Origin of the sequence: Arcicella rosea (assembly GCF_014204325.1) — a bacterium.
Classification (GTDB): Bacteria; Bacteroidota; Bacteroidia; order Cytophagales; family Spirosomataceae; genus Arcicella; species Arcicella rosea_A.
Genome location: NZ_JACHKT010000023.1, coordinates 25,523 through 41,405, shown reverse-complemented (window position 1 = coordinate 41,405; position 15,883 = coordinate 25,523). Strand labels below are relative to the sequence as shown.

The 15,883-nt window shown below is 34.6% G+C and carries 17 protein-coding genes and 1 pseudogene; 11 read left to right on the top strand and 7 right to left on the bottom strand.

Annotation, left to right across the window (positions count from 1 at the left end):
- Nucleotides 1–24: 24 nt before the first annotated feature.
- The gene (locus HNP25_RS14975) at nt 25–1,590 is read left to right on the top strand and encodes a M61 family metallopeptidase (protein WP_184135378.1); all 1,566 of its coding nucleotides are present in this window, start codon (nt 25–27) and stop codon (nt 1,588–1,590) included.
- 40 nt (nt 1,591–1,630) lie between these two features.
- Here HNP25_RS14975 and HNP25_RS14970 read toward each other — a convergent pair whose 3' ends face one another.
- The 6 genes from HNP25_RS14970 to HNP25_RS22090 form a co-directional block, all read right to left on the bottom strand.
- Nucleotides 1,631–3,028 carry a hypothetical protein gene (locus HNP25_RS14970; protein WP_184135376.1) on the bottom strand — a complete coding sequence of 466 codons (1,398 nt, stop codon included), beginning with the start codon at nt 3,026–3,028 and terminating at the stop codon, nt 1,631–1,633.
- 80 nt (nt 3,029–3,108) lie between these two features.
- Nucleotides 3,109–3,537, bottom strand: coding sequence for a DsrE family protein (locus HNP25_RS14965; RefSeq protein ID WP_229202880.1), 429 nt, complete (start codon nt 3,535–3,537; stop codon nt 3,109–3,111).
- A complete protein-coding gene (locus HNP25_RS14960; RefSeq protein WP_184135375.1) occupies nt 3,534–4,628 on the bottom strand; it encodes a c-type cytochrome in 1,095 nt (364 codons plus the stop codon). Before HNP25_RS14960 ends, HNP25_RS14965 begins: the two co-directional genes overlap by 4 nt.
- A gap of 8 nt (nt 4,629–4,636) precedes the next feature.
- Nucleotides 4,637–5,047, bottom strand: coding sequence for a rhodanese-like domain-containing protein (locus HNP25_RS14955; protein ID WP_184135373.1), 411 nt, complete (start codon nt 5,045–5,047; stop codon nt 4,637–4,639).
- A 141-nt stretch (nt 5,048–5,188) separates the two neighbouring features.
- Nucleotides 5,189–6,610: an MBL fold metallo-hydrolase gene (locus tag HNP25_RS14950; protein ID WP_184135371.1), complete on the bottom strand. Its 1,422-nt coding sequence runs from the start codon at nt 6,608–6,610 to the stop codon at nt 5,189–5,191.
- Between the two features lie 105 nt (nt 6,611–6,715).
- Nucleotides 6,716–6,946 (bottom strand): hypothetical protein, encoded by a 231-nt coding sequence (locus tag HNP25_RS22090; protein ID WP_409012520.1) that lies wholly within the window; start codon nt 6,944–6,946, stop codon nt 6,716–6,718.
- A 149-nt stretch (nt 6,947–7,095) separates the two neighbouring features.
- Here HNP25_RS22090 and HNP25_RS22085 point away from each other — a divergent pair, with 149 nt between their 5' ends.
- From HNP25_RS22085 to pfkA, 10 genes and pseudogenes are all read left to right on the top strand, one after another.
- The gene (locus tag HNP25_RS22085) at nt 7,096–7,419 is read left to right on the top strand and encodes an MFS transporter (protein WP_409012519.1); all 324 of its coding nucleotides are present in this window, start codon (nt 7,096–7,098) and stop codon (nt 7,417–7,419) included.
- Nucleotides 7,420–7,565: 146 nt separating this feature from the next.
- Complete coding sequence (locus HNP25_RS14940; RefSeq protein ID WP_184135370.1) at nt 7,566–7,907, top strand: cupin domain-containing protein; 342 nt, start codon at nt 7,566–7,568, stop codon at nt 7,905–7,907.
- A gap of 147 nt (nt 7,908–8,054) precedes the next feature.
- Nucleotides 8,055–8,615, top strand: coding sequence for a helix-turn-helix domain-containing protein (locus HNP25_RS14935; protein ID WP_184135368.1), 561 nt, complete (start codon nt 8,055–8,057; stop codon nt 8,613–8,615).
- 94 nt (nt 8,616–8,709) lie between these two features.
- Entirely contained in the window at nt 8,710–9,021 is a 312-nt protein-coding gene (locus HNP25_RS14930) for a hypothetical protein (protein WP_184135367.1), read from the top strand.
- A gap of 47 nt (nt 9,022–9,068) precedes the next feature.
- Nucleotides 9,069–9,740 carry a ferredoxin reductase domain-containing protein gene (locus HNP25_RS14925; protein WP_184135365.1) on the top strand — a complete coding sequence of 224 codons (672 nt, stop codon included), beginning with the start codon at nt 9,069–9,071 and terminating at the stop codon, nt 9,738–9,740.
- A gap of 22 nt (nt 9,741–9,762) precedes the next feature.
- Entirely contained in the window at nt 9,763–9,990 is a 228-nt protein-coding gene (locus HNP25_RS14920) for a DUF2383 domain-containing protein (RefSeq protein ID WP_184135364.1), read from the top strand.
- A 409-nt stretch (nt 9,991–10,399) separates the two neighbouring features.
- A pseudogene (locus tag HNP25_RS14915) lies at nt 10,400–13,096 on the top strand (cation-translocating P-type ATPase).
- Nucleotides 13,097–13,253: 157 nt separating this feature from the next.
- Complete coding sequence (locus tag HNP25_RS14910; protein WP_184135362.1) at nt 13,254–13,925, top strand: BON domain-containing protein; 672 nt, start codon at nt 13,254–13,256, stop codon at nt 13,923–13,925.
- 102 nt (nt 13,926–14,027) lie between these two features.
- Nucleotides 14,028–14,255, top strand: coding sequence for an SHOCT domain-containing protein (locus HNP25_RS14905; protein WP_184135360.1), 228 nt, complete (start codon nt 14,028–14,030; stop codon nt 14,253–14,255).
- Nucleotides 14,256–14,289: 34 nt separating this feature from the next.
- Nucleotides 14,290–15,264: a 6-phosphofructokinase gene (pfkA, locus tag HNP25_RS14900; protein WP_184135429.1), complete on the top strand. Its 975-nt coding sequence runs from the start codon at nt 14,290–14,292 to the stop codon at nt 15,262–15,264.
- Here the strand turns inward: pfkA and HNP25_RS14895 are convergent.
- A complete protein-coding gene (locus HNP25_RS14895) occupies nt 15,261–15,866 on the bottom strand; it encodes a 2,3-bisphosphoglycerate-dependent phosphoglycerate mutase (RefSeq protein ID WP_184135358.1) in 606 nt (201 codons plus the stop codon). The genes pfkA and HNP25_RS14895 overlap by 4 nt on opposite strands.
- Between the last annotated feature and the right edge of the window lie 17 nt (nt 15,867–15,883).

Sequence of the window (15,883 nt, the reverse complement as noted above, 5' to 3'; positions counted from 1 at the left end):
TCTTCAACAAGGCTTTTTATCGAAATGAAAAAAACTAACACATTCCCAAAATTTATTTCACTCATATTGTTAATCTTCTCTTCAACAATTTCTCTTACTGTTGAGGCTCAAAACAAAAGAACGTTAGCTTATACATTATCAATGTCTCAGCCTGAAAATCATACTTTTCATGTAGAATTAAAAGCAAGTGGCTGGTCGCAAGATACTTTATCGCTAAAAATGCCAAAATGGATGCCGGGCTATTATCAAATAATGGATTATGCCAAATCGCTAGAAAATATTTCGGCAAATGACCAACAAGGTAAAAAACTTAGCATTGTACAAAGCAATGAAAATACGTGGAAACTTACTGGTGCTAAAAACAAAACTTTTACGGTGAGCTATGACATCAAAACGAAAAGACAATTCGTTGCAAATAGTTATTTAGATAGTGAACATGCTTACGTAATTTGTCCGAACACCTTTTTGTATGTAGATGGTTTTTTGAATACTCCCGTTAGTGTAAAGGTTTTAACCAATCAACCAAAACATGTTATTGCTACTGGTTTAGATAAAGTGGCGGGAAAAAGTAATGAATTTACAGCCCCAGATTTTGATATTTTGTATGATTGCCCCTTACTAATTGGCGAACTAGAATCCTTGCCTAGCTTTAAAGTAAAAGGTATTAATCATCAATTTATTGCTTATAAAATGGGTACTTTCAACCGTGATTTATTCAATGAAAACCTTGAAAAAATTGTTAGTTCAGCCGTAAAAATCATGGGCGATATTCCCTATAATGAATATACTTTTATTGGAATTGGACCAGGAAGGGGAGGAATTGAACATTTGAATAATACAACGGTGAGTTTTGACGGAACAGGACTGACAACCACGGCTTCGATGGGACAAGTAATGAATTTTTTGGCACACGAGTACTTCCATCATTATAATGTAAAACGCATTCGTCCTTTTGAATTAGGTCCTTTTGATTATGATAAAGGAAGTAGAAGTAATTTACTTTGGATAAGTGAAGGCTTGACGGTTTACTACGAATATTTGGTTGTAAAAAGAGCAGGTTTGATGGATGAAAAAATGCTTTTTAATAATTTAGAACATAATATTAATGCTGTAGAAAATAATAATGGACGTTTTTACCAATCGTTGAGTCAGGCGAGTTATAATACTTGGAAAGATGGGCCTTTTGGCACGCAAGGCGAAGAAGTAGGCAAAACAATTTCGTATTACGATAAAGGGCCAATTGTTGGTTTATTATTAGATTTCGCTATCAGAAATGCTAGTCAAAATACGAAATCATTGGATGATGTAATGCGTTTGCTTTACTGGCAATATTACAAAAAACTAAATCGTGGCTTTACTGATGCAGAATTCCAAACTGCTTGTGAACAAGCTGCTGGATTGTCCTTAGCAAATGTTTTTGAATACATTAATACAACCAAAGAGTTGGATTATCGAAAATATTTAGCCTTCGCTGGACTAGGAATCAAAGAAGAAATTGAATTAAATGGAAAAAGAAAAATAAGTATTGCAAGATTAGAAAAACCAACGCCATTACAAGAACAAATTTTGAAATCTTGGTTAGGAGAATAATGATTTTAGAGGCTGTTTTAATTGAAAACAGCCTCTAATTTTAAAACTGATAGTTGAAAATCACATTCCATTGCGACATATTTACTTTGTTAATCACATAACGTTTATTGCTGTACGTTTCTCCTCTGTCGTCTTTTCTAACAAATAACACTTGTGCAGAAAGTCCTTTCAAAAAGCCAGAAAACTGATAATTGATATTGCCAACAAACTGTGTATAATCTGCAAAACCGTATTTGTTCAGACGAGTATTTTTCACATCTGGATAACGATAATATCCATAGCCCAATTCTACTTTCAACGTTTTCTTAAAATATGATTTTCCTAATTTTGCTGAGTAAGCCCAAACATCGCCTGCTCCTTCATTTCTTTCTCTGGCTAAAAAAGTATAAAACTGCTCAACACCCCATTCTCTAGGCATTAAAAAACGTCCTTCGCCCGTAATTCTTCCCATATTCAAAGAGCTTTCCCAAGTATCAAAAGTATATCCCAAACGAGTATTGATAATCAATGAACGATTATTTACAGGAAAATAAGCTTTGGCAATATCAGCATTTCCGCCATTTCCTGTAGCATTTTGTCGAACGAATAAAGTGCCAAAAAACCAACGATGCTTTACTTTTTGCAAGCTGTATTCTGTTTTCAAATAAGCCGTATTGAAAACATTTTCAACCAAAATGTCGCCTAAAATTATCGTAATTTGAGGTTTGGGTTGATAATATATTTCTAATATTCCCAATCCAGCACTTTGTATTTGATTAGCATATTGTGATTTACTCCCATCCAGATTCACGCCTGTCGGATAAATTCCAACGGAGTTTTCAATTGAATACCAATGAGTTGTAGAACGTGGAGAGATTCGCCAAATCCAATCGGACTTGATTTTCCATTGTTTATTTACTTTCCAGTCTATTCCTACACCTTGCACATAAGTTGACGACATTCTGCCATCTTGCGCATTGATAAATAAATTTCTAGGTAAATAATTTCCTAAGATGATTGTACCTTTTTTGAATTGATATTTTAAGTGAAAATCTTGTAAACGAAACAAAAAATCTTTTCGATTAGCATCCGCAACATCATACAAACCTATTTCATAACGGTTGACTGCTTTCGTTGAAGAATCTGTTTGGGTGAAATCTGGGGAATTAATATTTTGGTTTACAAAAGCACTTATTCCGAACTGAAAACCTTTGTATGCCAAAGTACGATAAGCCAAGCCAAAACCAATGGCTGTGGCAGCGTAATCGGAAAGATTTGCTTCATTATCGGTAGCCATTGTCATTAATCTGCTTTGTCCACTCCACTTTCCTTTGATAAAAATATCTTTAATACTGATAGAATCTTTAGAATTCACGGTGGAAACCAAAGAATTTTGCCCAAAACCTTGAATCGAAATCATCAAGATAATGGGCAAAAAGACACTCAATCGTTTGTTCATTAATGGTTTTGAATTGTTATTAATTCAAAATTATAAAAACCGCCAACCAAGTTTTGTGACAAATGTTACACTGATTAAAATTAATACCCTGCTTTAATATAAGACCAACCTTCTTCTTGTTTCAGTGCTAATTCAATCAAACCAACAGGAACATAAATGGCTTGTGGTAAAATTTGGTCTTTTGATAATTTCTGAGCTTTCATCGTATTTTCGCAAACGGCAAATACTACACCTTTATCTTTCAATGCCTGTATTTCTGGGACTAAAACACTTTTATCTTTCCGCATAAAATCAATGCCTTTGTTATGAATCACTACTTCTAATTTAGCGTCTGTCCAAACTGCCAAAACATTATTTAATTGTTTCGTTAAAGAACGATAAGCAGAAGTATCTGCGGTAGATAAATGAAATACAATTTTGTGTTCTTTCATACTTGTTTGTTTTTGTGCCATCAATGAACTTGAAGCCATTAATAATAAGGCAAAAATGCCCATAAATACATTTTTCATAAGGATGCTATTGGGGTTTTACTAAGTTGATTTTTCTTTTTATCATGAATTTTATGCCAATCTTTGATGGCTTTATAAGGCCCAAATTTATGTTGTTCTTCTGTGAAAGAATCACTGTAAGGGCCAAAAGGGTAATCAAATGGTTTGCTGGCAATGTCTGGCCAATCTTTACTTAAATCCTTTTCAGGTCTTGGCATCGAATTGATAAAAGCCGCCACATCCCAAGCTTCTTCGTTGCTTAATTGCGGACTATCATAATTTACGCCCAAAGGCATATTATATTTTACATAACCCGCTAAATTACTGATTCTAAACAAACCTGCACCCTTATTGTAGCTATGTTTTCCCCATAAAGGTGGATAAGTGTAAGCTTTAGCATTTTCGGCTAGTACTCCTGCTCCATTGGCTTGATGGCAAGTTTGGCATTTGGCTTCATAAACCAATTTTCCTTTGGCGGGGTCGCTGGCACGGCTCAACATTGGAATTTTAAAAATACCTGCTCCACGAGGTATTTTCTTTTTAGGAACATCCGAACCAATCCATTTAATATACGCTAAAATACTCTGCATTTCTCGACTGTTTGAATCTAAAGCTTTTCCGTTCAAACTCCTTTCAAAGCAATCATTAACTCTTTTAATTTGATTTTCAATCTTGCCTGAACGAGCTCTAAATTTAGGATAAGTAGCTTCAACTGCACCATAATTATTGCCCCAAGCTTTTTTGCCTGCATCCAAATGACAATTCTGACAATTCATTCCGTTAGATATTGCTTTTACACTTCCATTTGGTCCTAAATACTCAGCGGTATGAGCAATCAATTGTTCGCCATATTGTATTTTTTTCTTTGTTTCTTTGTCAACTTGCATCAATCTCCAGTCGGCTGGTGCTTGCCAAAGATGCGTGAAATTAGTATCTGGCATGACATACTTCGGTTTATCTTCTATACTTGTTTGATTGGGAATCACTTTATTAAAAGCCATTTGAAATAGGAAAATAACGAAGAGTAATGCCAAAACGATAATCGTTACTGATAACCACCGAAAAGATGATGACAAAGAACTAAGTGTTTTTTGTATTTCTGAAGATTTCATCACAACAATCAATTATTATTTTTAACCACCGAAAAACCCTTTTCCTTCCAAGCATCAATACCACCTTCAAGGTTGTAAACATGCTTGAAACCATTTCCTGCTAAAACATTGGCAGCCGCAGCACTTCGTCCGCCAGATGCACAATATACAAATACCGTTTTATTTTTATCTAATTGTGCTATTTTTTGCTCAAAATTATCGGCGGTATAATCTATTTGTATAGCATCTGGAATAACTCCTGTTGCTACTTCTGTATCTGTTCTGACATCCAAAACAAGCGGAGCATTGCTAGTTTCGATTAATTTCTTGAATTCGTCACTATTGATATTTTTAACGGATTGGGGATTTGAGCAACTTGCTAAAACGAAGAATATGGCTACAATCCAATAATCAATTTTTGAGAACAATCTTTTTTTCATGATGGATAATTTTAAAATATGAGAAAGTAAAATAGCAAAAACTTTCTCTAGCTTGTCAGTGATAAATGTTACAAAAATAAAAAAGGGTCTAATATACAGAAGATACTAAACCCTTTTTTACCCTTATATTCACTAATTAATTTACAATAACGAAGTCGGACAAACGTAAGCTGTCAAAGGTAGTTTTTCTACTTTTTTAATGGCTGAAAAACCGCCACTTATGTCCACCACATTATCAAAACCACGAGCTTTCAAAATTGAAATGGCAATCATCGAACGATAACCTCCTGCACAATGGATATAATTAAGTCCCTCTTTCTTGAGTAGTGCCATATTCGCACTGAGTGTTTCTAAAGGTAAATTTTCAATGCCCACCACGTGTTCCGACAAATACTCATTTCTTCTTCGCACATCAAAATAAGCCAATTCAGGATTTTGTTTGAATAAATCACTGAATTCCTCTGCTGATATGCTTTGTACTTGGTCAATTGGCTTTCCTGTTTTTTCCCAAGCTTCAAAACCGCCTTCCAAAAAGCCGATACAATTATCATATCCTACACGAGCCAAACGAATGATGGCTTCTTCTTCTTTTCCTTTTTCGGTCACCAACAAAATTGAATGTTTCAAATCCGGAACTAATGTGCCTACCCAAGTGGCAAATTGTCCTTCTAAACCAATATTAATAGCTTTTGGGATAAAACCTTTGGCAAAAACCGCCGCATCACGGACATCTAAAATGAGTGCATCTAATTCTTGCGCTACAGTTTCAAAAGCTTTTGGTGATAAAGCTTGAGTACTTCTATTGATTACCGTATCCAAACTCTCATAGCCTTTGATATTCATCAACACATTTTTAGGGAAATAGGCTGGAGGCGGAGTTAAACCAGTTAAAATTTCCTTCATAAATTGTTCTTTCATCAATGCAGGGTTCAAAGCATAATTTACTTTCTTTTGATTCCCCAATGTATCAGTGGTTTCTTTACTCATATTTTTCCCGCAGGCACTGCCTGCTCCGTGGTTTGGATAGACGATTAAATCATCCGATAAAGGCATGATTTTATTGCGTAAAGAGTCATACAAATAGCTTGCCAATTTTTCTTGCGTTAAGTCCGCTATCACATGTTGTGCCAAATCTGGGCGACCAACATCTCCAATAAACAACGTATCTCCTGTGAAAATAGCTACTTCTTTCCCGTTTTCATCTATCAATAAATAACAAGACGATTCCATCGTATGCCCTGGCGTGTGCAATACTTTGATGCTGATTTTTCCTAGTTTGAATACTTGTCCATCTTCTGCAATAATGGCTTCATAAGCTGGCTTGGCATTGGGACCAAAAACAATTTTTGCACCCGTTTTTGCTGCTAAATCTAAATGTCCAGAAACAAAATCTGCATGAAAGTGTGTTTCAAAAACATATTTAATTTGTGCTTGATTACGCTCTGCACGGTCGATATAAGGTTTTGTTTCACGCAGCGGGTCAATAATGGCAACTTCTCCCTCCGACTCAATATAATATGCTGCCTCAGCTAAACAACCCGTATAAATTTGCTCTACTTTCATTTTAATATTTGTTTCTAGTAAAAATTGTTAAACAAATTTATGTCGAATAGACAGTCAATTTCTGTAACATTTCTCACATAAACATTATGATTATTATCAGTTCTATTAAAATACCATGCCATACCTTTGCAAAAAAATTAGCATAATGGAAGCAAAATTAGGTCTTAAAGAAAACTGGCAGCAATTCACACTTTTGGTTATCGTCAATGCCTTTGTAGGTGGCATGGTGGGTTTAGAGCGTTCAATCATTCCCCAATTGGCTGAACATGAATTCGGGATTGTGTCAAAAGTAGCGATACTCTCTTTCATCACGGCTTTTGGTTTTAGCAAAGCCACTGCCAATTATTTTGCAGGACGCTTTGCCGATAAAATAGGAAGAAAAAACCTATTGACAATCGGTTGGCTAATGGCTTTGCAAATTCCATTTATCTTGATTTATGCTAACAATTGGCAATGGGTAATTATGGCAAACGTACTTTTGGGGAATGTTTCTGCAAGGAATCGCCATTATTTTGCTGATTTATACACACAATTTCTATTTATTGGCTATTCTTTCTGCTTCATTGGGTATTGGCACGGCTTTGGTATATCCTACATTTCTAAGCAGTATTGGGCAAGCAACAAACCCAAGCCAAAGAGCAGAAAGTATTGGTGTCTTTAGGCTTTGGAGAGATTTAGGCTATGCTTTTGGTGCTATTATTTCGGGTATTATTGCCGATTGGATGGGTTTAAGTTATGCCATTGTTTTTATTGGAGTAATTACCATTCTTTCGTCGATTATTATTCAAGTTAGAATGCCCGAAAATTAATGTGTTTCCAAATTCCTGTGAATGAAGGAATTAATACCTGTGAATTGTGTAAGTTTATTCTTAAATAATGTAACGTTATTATCGAATAAGATGCTCAACTTTACATTATTTTTAGTTTAATTTTTTTTAAGTAAATATATAAGAGTATGGAGACAGGTGAAATAGAAAAATCAAAGGCACACATTATTATTGAAATTATTGAGTACATTCCCAATGCCGTGGTAAGTAAAACCATCATCAAAAAATTAACAGGAAATATTACCGCTTCGTCTTTTGATGCAGGAGAAGAATTGGCAGAAAAAACCTCTCCTTTTGATAATTATATTCAAATTATTGATGGGAATGCAGAGCTTACAGTGAATGGGAAAAAACACAAACTAAAGTTAGGAGATGGCATTATCATTCCTGCCCATGCCTCCCATTTTTTTAATGCACCCGAACAATTCAAAATGATTTCAACTGTCATCAAAAGTGGATATGAAGAATAATTATGCTGATTTTCTGTTAATTACGTCATCCGAAAATTAAGCTACATAATTATTCAAAACATTTTAACCTCACGAGAATAGCATATTTCTATACTTTTTGCGATACTCATAGAAAAAGAGTATCGCAATTAAATCACAAGAAAAATCATGAAGCTATATATCAAATACATGGTCAGCTTGCGATGCAAGATGCTAGTAAAGGAAGTATTGAATAACTTAGATATTCAATATACTACTGTCAGTTTGGGAGAAGTGGAAGTAAACGACGACCTCACTAAGTTACAACATGATCAAATTAGAATCGCACTTTTAAATGCTGGATTAGAACTCATGGATGATAAGAAATCAATGTTAATTGAAAAAATTAAAAATGTGATTATCGAAATGATTCACTATTCAGATGAAGTTCCTAAAATCAACTTTTCAGTTTATTTAAGCGAAAAGTTGAATTATGATTATACTTATCTATCTAATCTTTTCTCAGAAACTGAAGGAACAACAGTCGAACATTTTATTCTATTGCATAAAATAGAAAGAGTAAAAGAACTCATCATTTACGATGAACTTAATCTTACTGAAATTGCTGCTAAACTACATTATAGCAGTGTTGCACATCTTTCTAATCAATTCAAAAAAATTACAGGATTAACACCTTCCTTTTTCAAAATGTTGAAACTCAAAAAAAGGAGTACGCTAGAAAATCTGTGAATCATGTAAGTTTCACTAAGAATGATGTAACACATTTTATCGATTAAATTCTCACCTTTATAGCTGTAAGTCAATTACTTAAAAACAGATATATATGAAACACATAAAATCTTTAGGCTTAATTGTTTTGTTATTTTTAACATTCCCTCTTTCAGCACATACCAATCCTACAGAAGCTGATAAGCTAAGCGATAAAAAAATAGTTTCAGTAGAAGCAACGGTATTAATTAACAGGCTTGAGGAAATCAAAGCAATGGATAAATCGAATATGAGTTCGATTGAGAAGAAGGCTTTGCGTAAAGAAGTTCGTTCTATCAAACAATCCTTAAAAGAAGTAGGCGGTGGTGTATATCTTTCGGTAGGAGCCATCATCATCATTGTGCTATTATTGATATTATTACTTTAAGGTTAATATGGTTAAGTTGAAACCAAATAGTTTATATACACAAAAAAATGGAACAGCACATTGTAAAAATACAAACGCTTGAAACAGCGACTCATGATGTTTTAAAGATTAGAACTTCTAAACCTTTTTTTTACCCTTTTTTGGCTGGACAAGCTACAGAAGTATCAATCAATAAAAATGGTTGGCGAGAAAAAAGAAATCCCTTTACTTTTACCTCTCTTCCAGAAGATAAATACTTGGAATTTTTTATCAAGATTTATCCTACACACAATGGCGTGACGAATCAGCTTTTGGATATTCAGAAAGGTGATGAATTGATATTGCATGAAGTATTTGGTGACATCGCTTATCAAAAAGAAGGAGTATTCATTGCTGGTGGGGCAGGTGTAACACCATTTATTGCAATATTCAGAGACCTTGTCGCTAAAAATCAATTGGCTGGCAATAAACTTTTCTTTGCTAATAAAACAAAAGCTGATATTATTCTTCATGAAGAGTTTGAAGAAATGCTAGGAAAAAACTTTATTAATATCTTATCAGACGAAGACGAAGAAGGCTATGCACATGGTTTTATTACAGAAGAATTTATTGTGGCACATTGCGATGTAACCAATAAAATATTCTACGTATGTGGACCACCGTCAATGATGGAAATAATAACGATACAGTTGAAAAATTTAGGGGTAAAAAACGAAAATATTGTTAAAGAATCGTTCTGAAAAAGCATAAAACTGTCATGGATTGGATAAAAATAAAACGGTAAAAACCCTCAATAAACTTATTCAGGTCAATAATGATAGAATTGCAGGTTATAAAACGGCTTTCAGTGAAACCACTGATATTTCTTTAAAAGCGTTATTTTCCAATTGTATCAATACAAGTAAGTTTAATAACAAAGCATTGATTTTTGAAGTAGAAAAACTAGACGGCAAACCTATTTTTGGTACTAAAACCGCCTTTATTTGCTAAGAATTTGGATGAATCTAAAAGCATTTTTAACAAATCATCATGAAAATACGGTATTGAAATCTTGTATTTTTGGTGAAAAAATAGCCATCTTTATTTACAAAAAAGTATTACAAAAACACATAGAAAACATCAGTTCAAAACAAAATTCAATGATTACAAGGCAGTTAGCGAATGTCAAAAAGGATAACAGTCAAGTAAAAAATAGAATTCGGGAATGATGTGATTTATGTAAAAGTTATGAAATTATTCTTTTTCCGTTGCAGTATATTATTCAGGTATTTACTGATTTATCTGCTATAAAATTAAAGTACTTGTTAATCAGGTGATTATAAGCATTTGTGTCGCTGAGTTTCCTCATGGTTATCTTTATTCTTCACCTTTAAATTTACACCGAATAAATCCTTATTTGATGACTAATCAGAAAAATCAAGCAATGAATATTAAATATCCTATTGACGATGCCCATACTTTTTCAGTAGAAGAAATTTTAACCTCTTTACAAACCGATGCTAAATTGGGCATCAATCATGCCGAATCCGAGAAACGAAATACTGAATTTGGCTTGAATGTTTACCAAAGTAAAAAGCAAAAAAGTATTTGGCTAATATTCCTTTTACAGTTCAAAAGTCCTATCGTTTACTTACTGATTTTTGGGGCTGTTGTTTCTTTGTACTTTAAAGATTATTTAGAAGCTCTTTCTATTTTAGTGGTGATTCTGGTGAATGCACTCATTGGTTTTTGGATGGAATTACAAGCTCGTAGTTCTATGAATGCACTGAAAAAAATGGATATAATTCATTCAAAAGTCATCAGAAATGGGAAAACCCTTGAAATTGCTTCCGAGAAAATAGCCATTGGCGATTTGGTGTTTTTAGAAGCTGGTGATGTTATTCCTGGCGATGGTCGTTTAGTAAATTCTAATCAGTTGCAATGCGATGAATCTTCGCTAACTGGCGAGTCTCTTCCTACCCCAAAAAATACAGAAGCACTTCCCAAAGACACACAATTAGGCGATAGACTCAACATGGTATTTAAAGGAACTTCTGTGATGAATGGCAATGGAAAAGCCATCATTACAGGCATTGCTCAAAATACACAATTGGGAACAATTAATACTTTGGTAGAAAATGCCGAAGAGACCGCTACGCCACTTGATAAAAAAATCACTGCATTAAGCAAAAAGTTGATTTGGATTACTTTATTCATGACTGCCATTTTTGCCATTACGGGAATTATTCAAGGGAAAAAAGCAGTATTAATCATCGAAACGTCTATTGCTTTGGCAGTAGCGGCTTTTCCAGAAGGTTTACCCATTGTGGCAACGGTGGCGTTGGCTTATGGAATGCTTTTAATGGCAAAACGCAATGCCATTGTTAAAAAACTCTCTTCGGTAGAAACACTTGGAAGTACCAGCGTCATTCTAACCGATAAAACGGGTACACTAACAGAGAATAAAATTTATGTAGAAACCCTGCATTTTCCAGAAGAACAACTAAAAGTAAGCATTGATAACAATACTTTAGTGTTTGAAAATGCACAGATTGAAAAGAGTAAAGAAAATTTTGAAAAGCTGAGATTAGTCGGTACGCTCTGTAATAATGCTCATTTAAAAAATACCGAAGAAAAGAAAAAAGAGATTGGCGACCCCATAGAAATTGCCTTGCTAAAATTAGCGAATACTGCTGAACCGAATGCTCTGGAAGTAAAAAAGCAATTTTCACGTTTGGCAGAAATTCCATTTAGTTCTGAAACTAAAATCATGGGAACGCTTCACAAAAGTACGGTGGGACAATTGGTAGCCGCAAAAGGTTCGGTAGAAGATTTGATAGAAAAATGCAAGGGTATTCAGTATGGTTCATCTATCCAAACTTTAAATCCCACAGAAAAGAAAGCGATATTATTGGCTTCAGAGGAAATGGCAAAAGATGGATTGAGAGTATTAGCCTTTGCCTATAAAGTTGGAGACGAGTTTGCCCACGATAATTTCTTAAACGATTTGATTTATGTGGGCATGATTGGTTTTTTAGACCCACCCAGATTGGATATTAAAGCCGCCATCGTTTCATGCAGAAATGCAGGAATTAAAATTGTGATGATTACGGGCGACCATCCACAAACGGCATTGAATATTGCTAAAAAAATCGGTTTGGTTGATGAAAATGAACAAGCAGTTATTACAGGAAAAGATTTACCAGCCTTAGATTCCTTGACAGCCGCTTGGAAAAAGAAAATCCTTGAAACGGCTGTTTTTGCCAGAACGACACCCAAACAAAAATTAGAAATTGCAGATATTTTTCAAAAAGCAGGTAATATCGTAGCCATGACAGGCGATGGCGTAAATGACGCTCCTGCCCTGAAAAAAGCGGATGTTGGTATTGCCATGGGATTAAGAGGCACACAAGTAGCCAAAGAAGCCGCCAGTATTATTCTAAAAGATGATTCTTTTACTTCAATTGCCGAAGCAGTTGCTCATGGTAGAACCATTTTTCAGAACATTCAAAAATTTGTGATTTATTTAGTTTCCTGCAATTTGAGTGAGATTTTTATTGTAACCGTTTTAGGGTTCATGGCTCCAGCTTCTACTTTACTGCCTTTACAAATTTTGTTCTTAAACATGGTAACGGATGTATTTCCTGCTTTAGCATTGGGCGTTGGCAATGGCGATAATACAGTAATGGAAAAAAGCCCATGAGACCCACAAAAGGATATTATCTCTAACAAAAATTGGTTTGCCATTGCCATTTATTCATTCACAATGACTTTAGCCGTGATTATTGCAGTACTTTATTGCAGAGCATATATCACAACCGACAGCCAAGTATTGAACAATGTAGCATTTCTTACTTTGGCTTTTGCACAGTTATTTCATGTATTTAATATGTCTTCTGTTCATTCCAGATTTTTGGTCAATGACATTACCAAAAACAAATTCATTTGGTACGCTTTATTGATTTGTACGGCACTTATCGCAATGGTATATGTAATACCACAAATGCGTTTGGTATTAGACTTAGCTTGGATGCCAACCAAAATATGGACAGTAGCCATTGTGGCAAGTTTACTGCCTTTAGTAACTATTCAGCTTTATAAATTATTTAGGCTATAATTCTTATTACTAGGCATTTACCTCATATATACTTGTATGTTTTTTTCAGAAATGTGTGAATGTTGTAATACATTTAAAGTATTGTGTAATACTTTCTCTTATTAAAGGAAGCACCTTTACATGGTGGGAACAATTCCATTGTTAAAAATAATATCAGATGAAAAGTAACGAAGAATTGCAAAAAGATGTGCAAGAAGCAATCAAATGGGAGCCTCTTTTACACGCCGCTGAAATTGGTGTTACTGTTAAAGATGGTATCGTAACGCTGACGGGTACTGTTGATAATTTTATAAAAAAGCAAGAAGCTGAAACAGCGACTAAAAAAGTATCAGGCGTAAATGCCATTGTTGAAAAAATAGAGATAAAATTTAAAGGCTCACTTAAAATAGATGATAATCAAAATGCCCAAGATGCCCTCAATGCCTTGCAATGGGATTGGCAAGTACCACACGAAACAATTAAGGTAAAAATTGAAGACGGAATGGTCACACTTACGGGCGAAGTAAGATGGAATTATCAAAAAGAAGCCGCTAAAAAAGCCGTAAGTAGTCTTCTTCACATTAAAGGAGTGATTAATGATATTATCATTAAAGCTGAAACGGCAGACCAAATAGAGAAAAAAGATATTGAAGAAGCAATAGCACGTACTTGGTCGATTGATAATTCAGATATTCATGTAAAAGTGAATGGACATACAGTAACGTTAGATGGAACAGTAGAGTCTCTTTTTCAGAAAGATGAAGCTGCTAGAATTGCTTGGAATGCACCAGGCATCTGGCATTTAGACAATAATTTGGTGGTGGAATATAACTATTCCTTAGTGGGATAATACCTAGATAGGAGGAAATCTTTTTTCTCCTATTTCTTTTTATTACATATCAATTCAGGTTCTTAGTAATACTTTTTCTCATTTTTATTAATCAAACATCTTATGTTTTACAACGACACATATTGGGGAATGCACTTTTTATGGTGGTTTATCTGGGTTAGTTTACTCTTTTGGTTATTCGTAACGCCCTATGAAGTCCCCGGACAAAGAACCAAAAGGAATTCGGCTCTTCATATTTTACAAAAACGTTATGCCACTGGTGAAATTACGCTAGAGGAGTACAAGGAAATGAAAAAAGTACTTGATAATGATGCTCCAAAAATTTATTAATGATATTACCATGAGTAAATCAGAAACACAAAAAATACAAAAGATTGCGGTAATGACATCAGGCGGGGATGTCCCTGGGCTCAACGCCTGTATCAGAGCCGTTGTGAGAACTGCAATTTTTAATCAATTAAAAATCGTTGGTATTCAACATGGTTTTGAAGGATTAATCGCTGGAGATTTCGTACCTCTTCATGCACAAAGTGTAAGTAATATAATACAGTTAGGGGGAACGATGCTTAAATCATCCAGAAGCGAACTTTTCAGAACAAAAGAAGGTAGATTATTGGCTTACGAGAAAATCAAGAAAGAAAATATTGATGCCATTGTTCTTATCGGTGGCGATGGTTCTTTTGCTGGTGTAAATGCTTTTATTCAGGAATATGCTGATATTCCTTTTATCGGAATTCCAAAAACGATTGATAACGATATTGCTGGAACGGATGTTTGCATAGGTTATGATACTGCCTTGAATACTGCGATGGAAGCCATTGATAAAATCAGAGATACGGCTGAGTCGCATGAGCGAATATTTTTGGTAGAAGTAATGGGAAGAGATTCTGGTTATATTGCTTATGGTGCTGGACTTGCCTCTGGGGCAGAATCTATCTTGATTCCAGAAACAAAAGCAGATATTGAAAACCTAGAAAACATTCTAAAAAAAGGGTGGAATCGGAAAAAAGCCTCATTAATCATCGTCGTGGCTGAAGGAGATGAAAATGGTGGAGCTTACAAAACGGCTGAAATGGTTAAGAAATACATGCCCACACATTATGTGGGTATTTGCATTTTGGGGCATATTCAAAGAGGGGGCAGTCCATCGGCTGCTGACAGAATCCTTGCTTCAAGATTTGGTTACACTTCTGTAATTGCTTTATTAGAAGGCAAAAAGAATATAATGGTTGGAATACAGAAAAATGAACTTTGTTTTACGCCCTTTGAAGAAGTAAAGAAACAGCATCTTCAAATCAACCAAAGTACTTTAAACATGTTGAATGCCTTAACAAGCTAAAGGTATTCAACTGTTTTGATGTTAAGTTGCTTATCAAAAGTATAATTTCTGGGCAAACCTGTAGGAATATTTACTTTTGAAATCTCCTCGCTATCAATTTTTTCTAAATACATCATCAAGGCTCTCAGACTGTTTCCATGTGCTACTATCAGAATATTGTCTCCATTTTTTAGCTTCGGCTCTATTTCGGTTTGATAATATGGAATCGTTCTATTAAATGTATCTTCTAAGCTTTCACCATTGGGTGGACGAACAGCAAAGCTTCTCCTCCAGATAAGTACTTGTGCTTCACCATATTTTGCTGCTGTTTCAGCTTTATTAAGCCCTTGCAAATCACCATACATGCGTTCATCTAAAGCAGCATTACTTATGATGGGTATGTTTGTTTGATGGATTGCTGCTAAAATTATAGTTAAAGATTTCTTAGCACGTTTTAGTGTAGAGGTATATGCAAAGTCATAGTGAATTGCTTTGATTTTTTCTCCTGATAATAATGCCTCTTTTTCTCCTAAAACAGTAAGCTCAACGTCAACATTTCCTGTAAAACGATTCTCTAAATTATAGGTTGACTGCCCGTGCCGTATCAATGTTAGTATTGCCATTTTATTGATTTTTATTG

Excerpts from the sequence above, each read along its gene's own strand:
- HNP25_RS14965 (WP_229202880.1), bottom strand. The coding sequence starts at position 3,537 with ATGAAAAATGTATTTATGGGCATTTTTGCCTTATTATTAATGGCTTCA.
- HNP25_RS22085 (WP_409012519.1), top strand. The coding sequence starts at position 7,096 with ATGTTTCTGCAAGGAATCGCCATTATTTTGCTGATTTATACACACAAT.
- HNP25_RS14910 (WP_184135362.1), top strand. The coding sequence starts at position 13,254 with ATGAAAAGTAACGAAGAATTGCAAAAAGATGTGCAAGAAGCAATCAAA.
- HNP25_RS14925 (WP_184135365.1), top strand. The coding sequence starts at position 9,069 with ATGGAACAGCACATTGTAAAAATACAAACGCTTGAAACAGCGACTCAT.
- HNP25_RS14975 (WP_184135378.1), top strand. The coding sequence starts at position 25 with ATGAAAAAAACTAACACATTCCCAAAATTTATTTCACTCATATTGTTA.
- HNP25_RS14930 (WP_184135367.1), top strand. The coding sequence starts at position 8,710 with ATGAAACACATAAAATCTTTAGGCTTAATTGTTTTGTTATTTTTAACA.
- HNP25_RS14970 (WP_184135376.1), bottom strand. The coding sequence starts at position 3,028 with ATGAACAAACGATTGAGTGTCTTTTTGCCCATTATCTTGATGATTTCG.
- HNP25_RS14895 (WP_184135358.1), bottom strand. The coding sequence starts at position 15,866 with ATGGCAATACTAACATTGATACGGCACGGGCAGTCAACCTATAATTTA.
- HNP25_RS14905 (WP_184135360.1), top strand. The coding sequence starts at position 14,028 with ATGTTTTACAACGACACATATTGGGGAATGCACTTTTTATGGTGGTTT.
- HNP25_RS14960 (WP_184135375.1), bottom strand. The coding sequence starts at position 4,628 with ATGAAATCTTCAGAAATACAAAAAACACTTAGTTCTTTGTCATCATCT.
- HNP25_RS14955 (WP_184135373.1), bottom strand. The coding sequence starts at position 5,047 with ATGAAAAAAAGATTGTTCTCAAAAATTGATTATTGGATTGTAGCCATA.
- HNP25_RS14940 (WP_184135370.1), top strand. The coding sequence starts at position 7,566 with ATGGAGACAGGTGAAATAGAAAAATCAAAGGCACACATTATTATTGAA.
- HNP25_RS14950 (WP_184135371.1), bottom strand. The coding sequence starts at position 6,610 with ATGAAAGTAGAGCAAATTTATACGGGTTGTTTAGCTGAGGCAGCATAT.
- HNP25_RS14935 (WP_184135368.1), top strand. The coding sequence starts at position 8,055 with ATGAAGCTATATATCAAATACATGGTCAGCTTGCGATGCAAGATGCTA.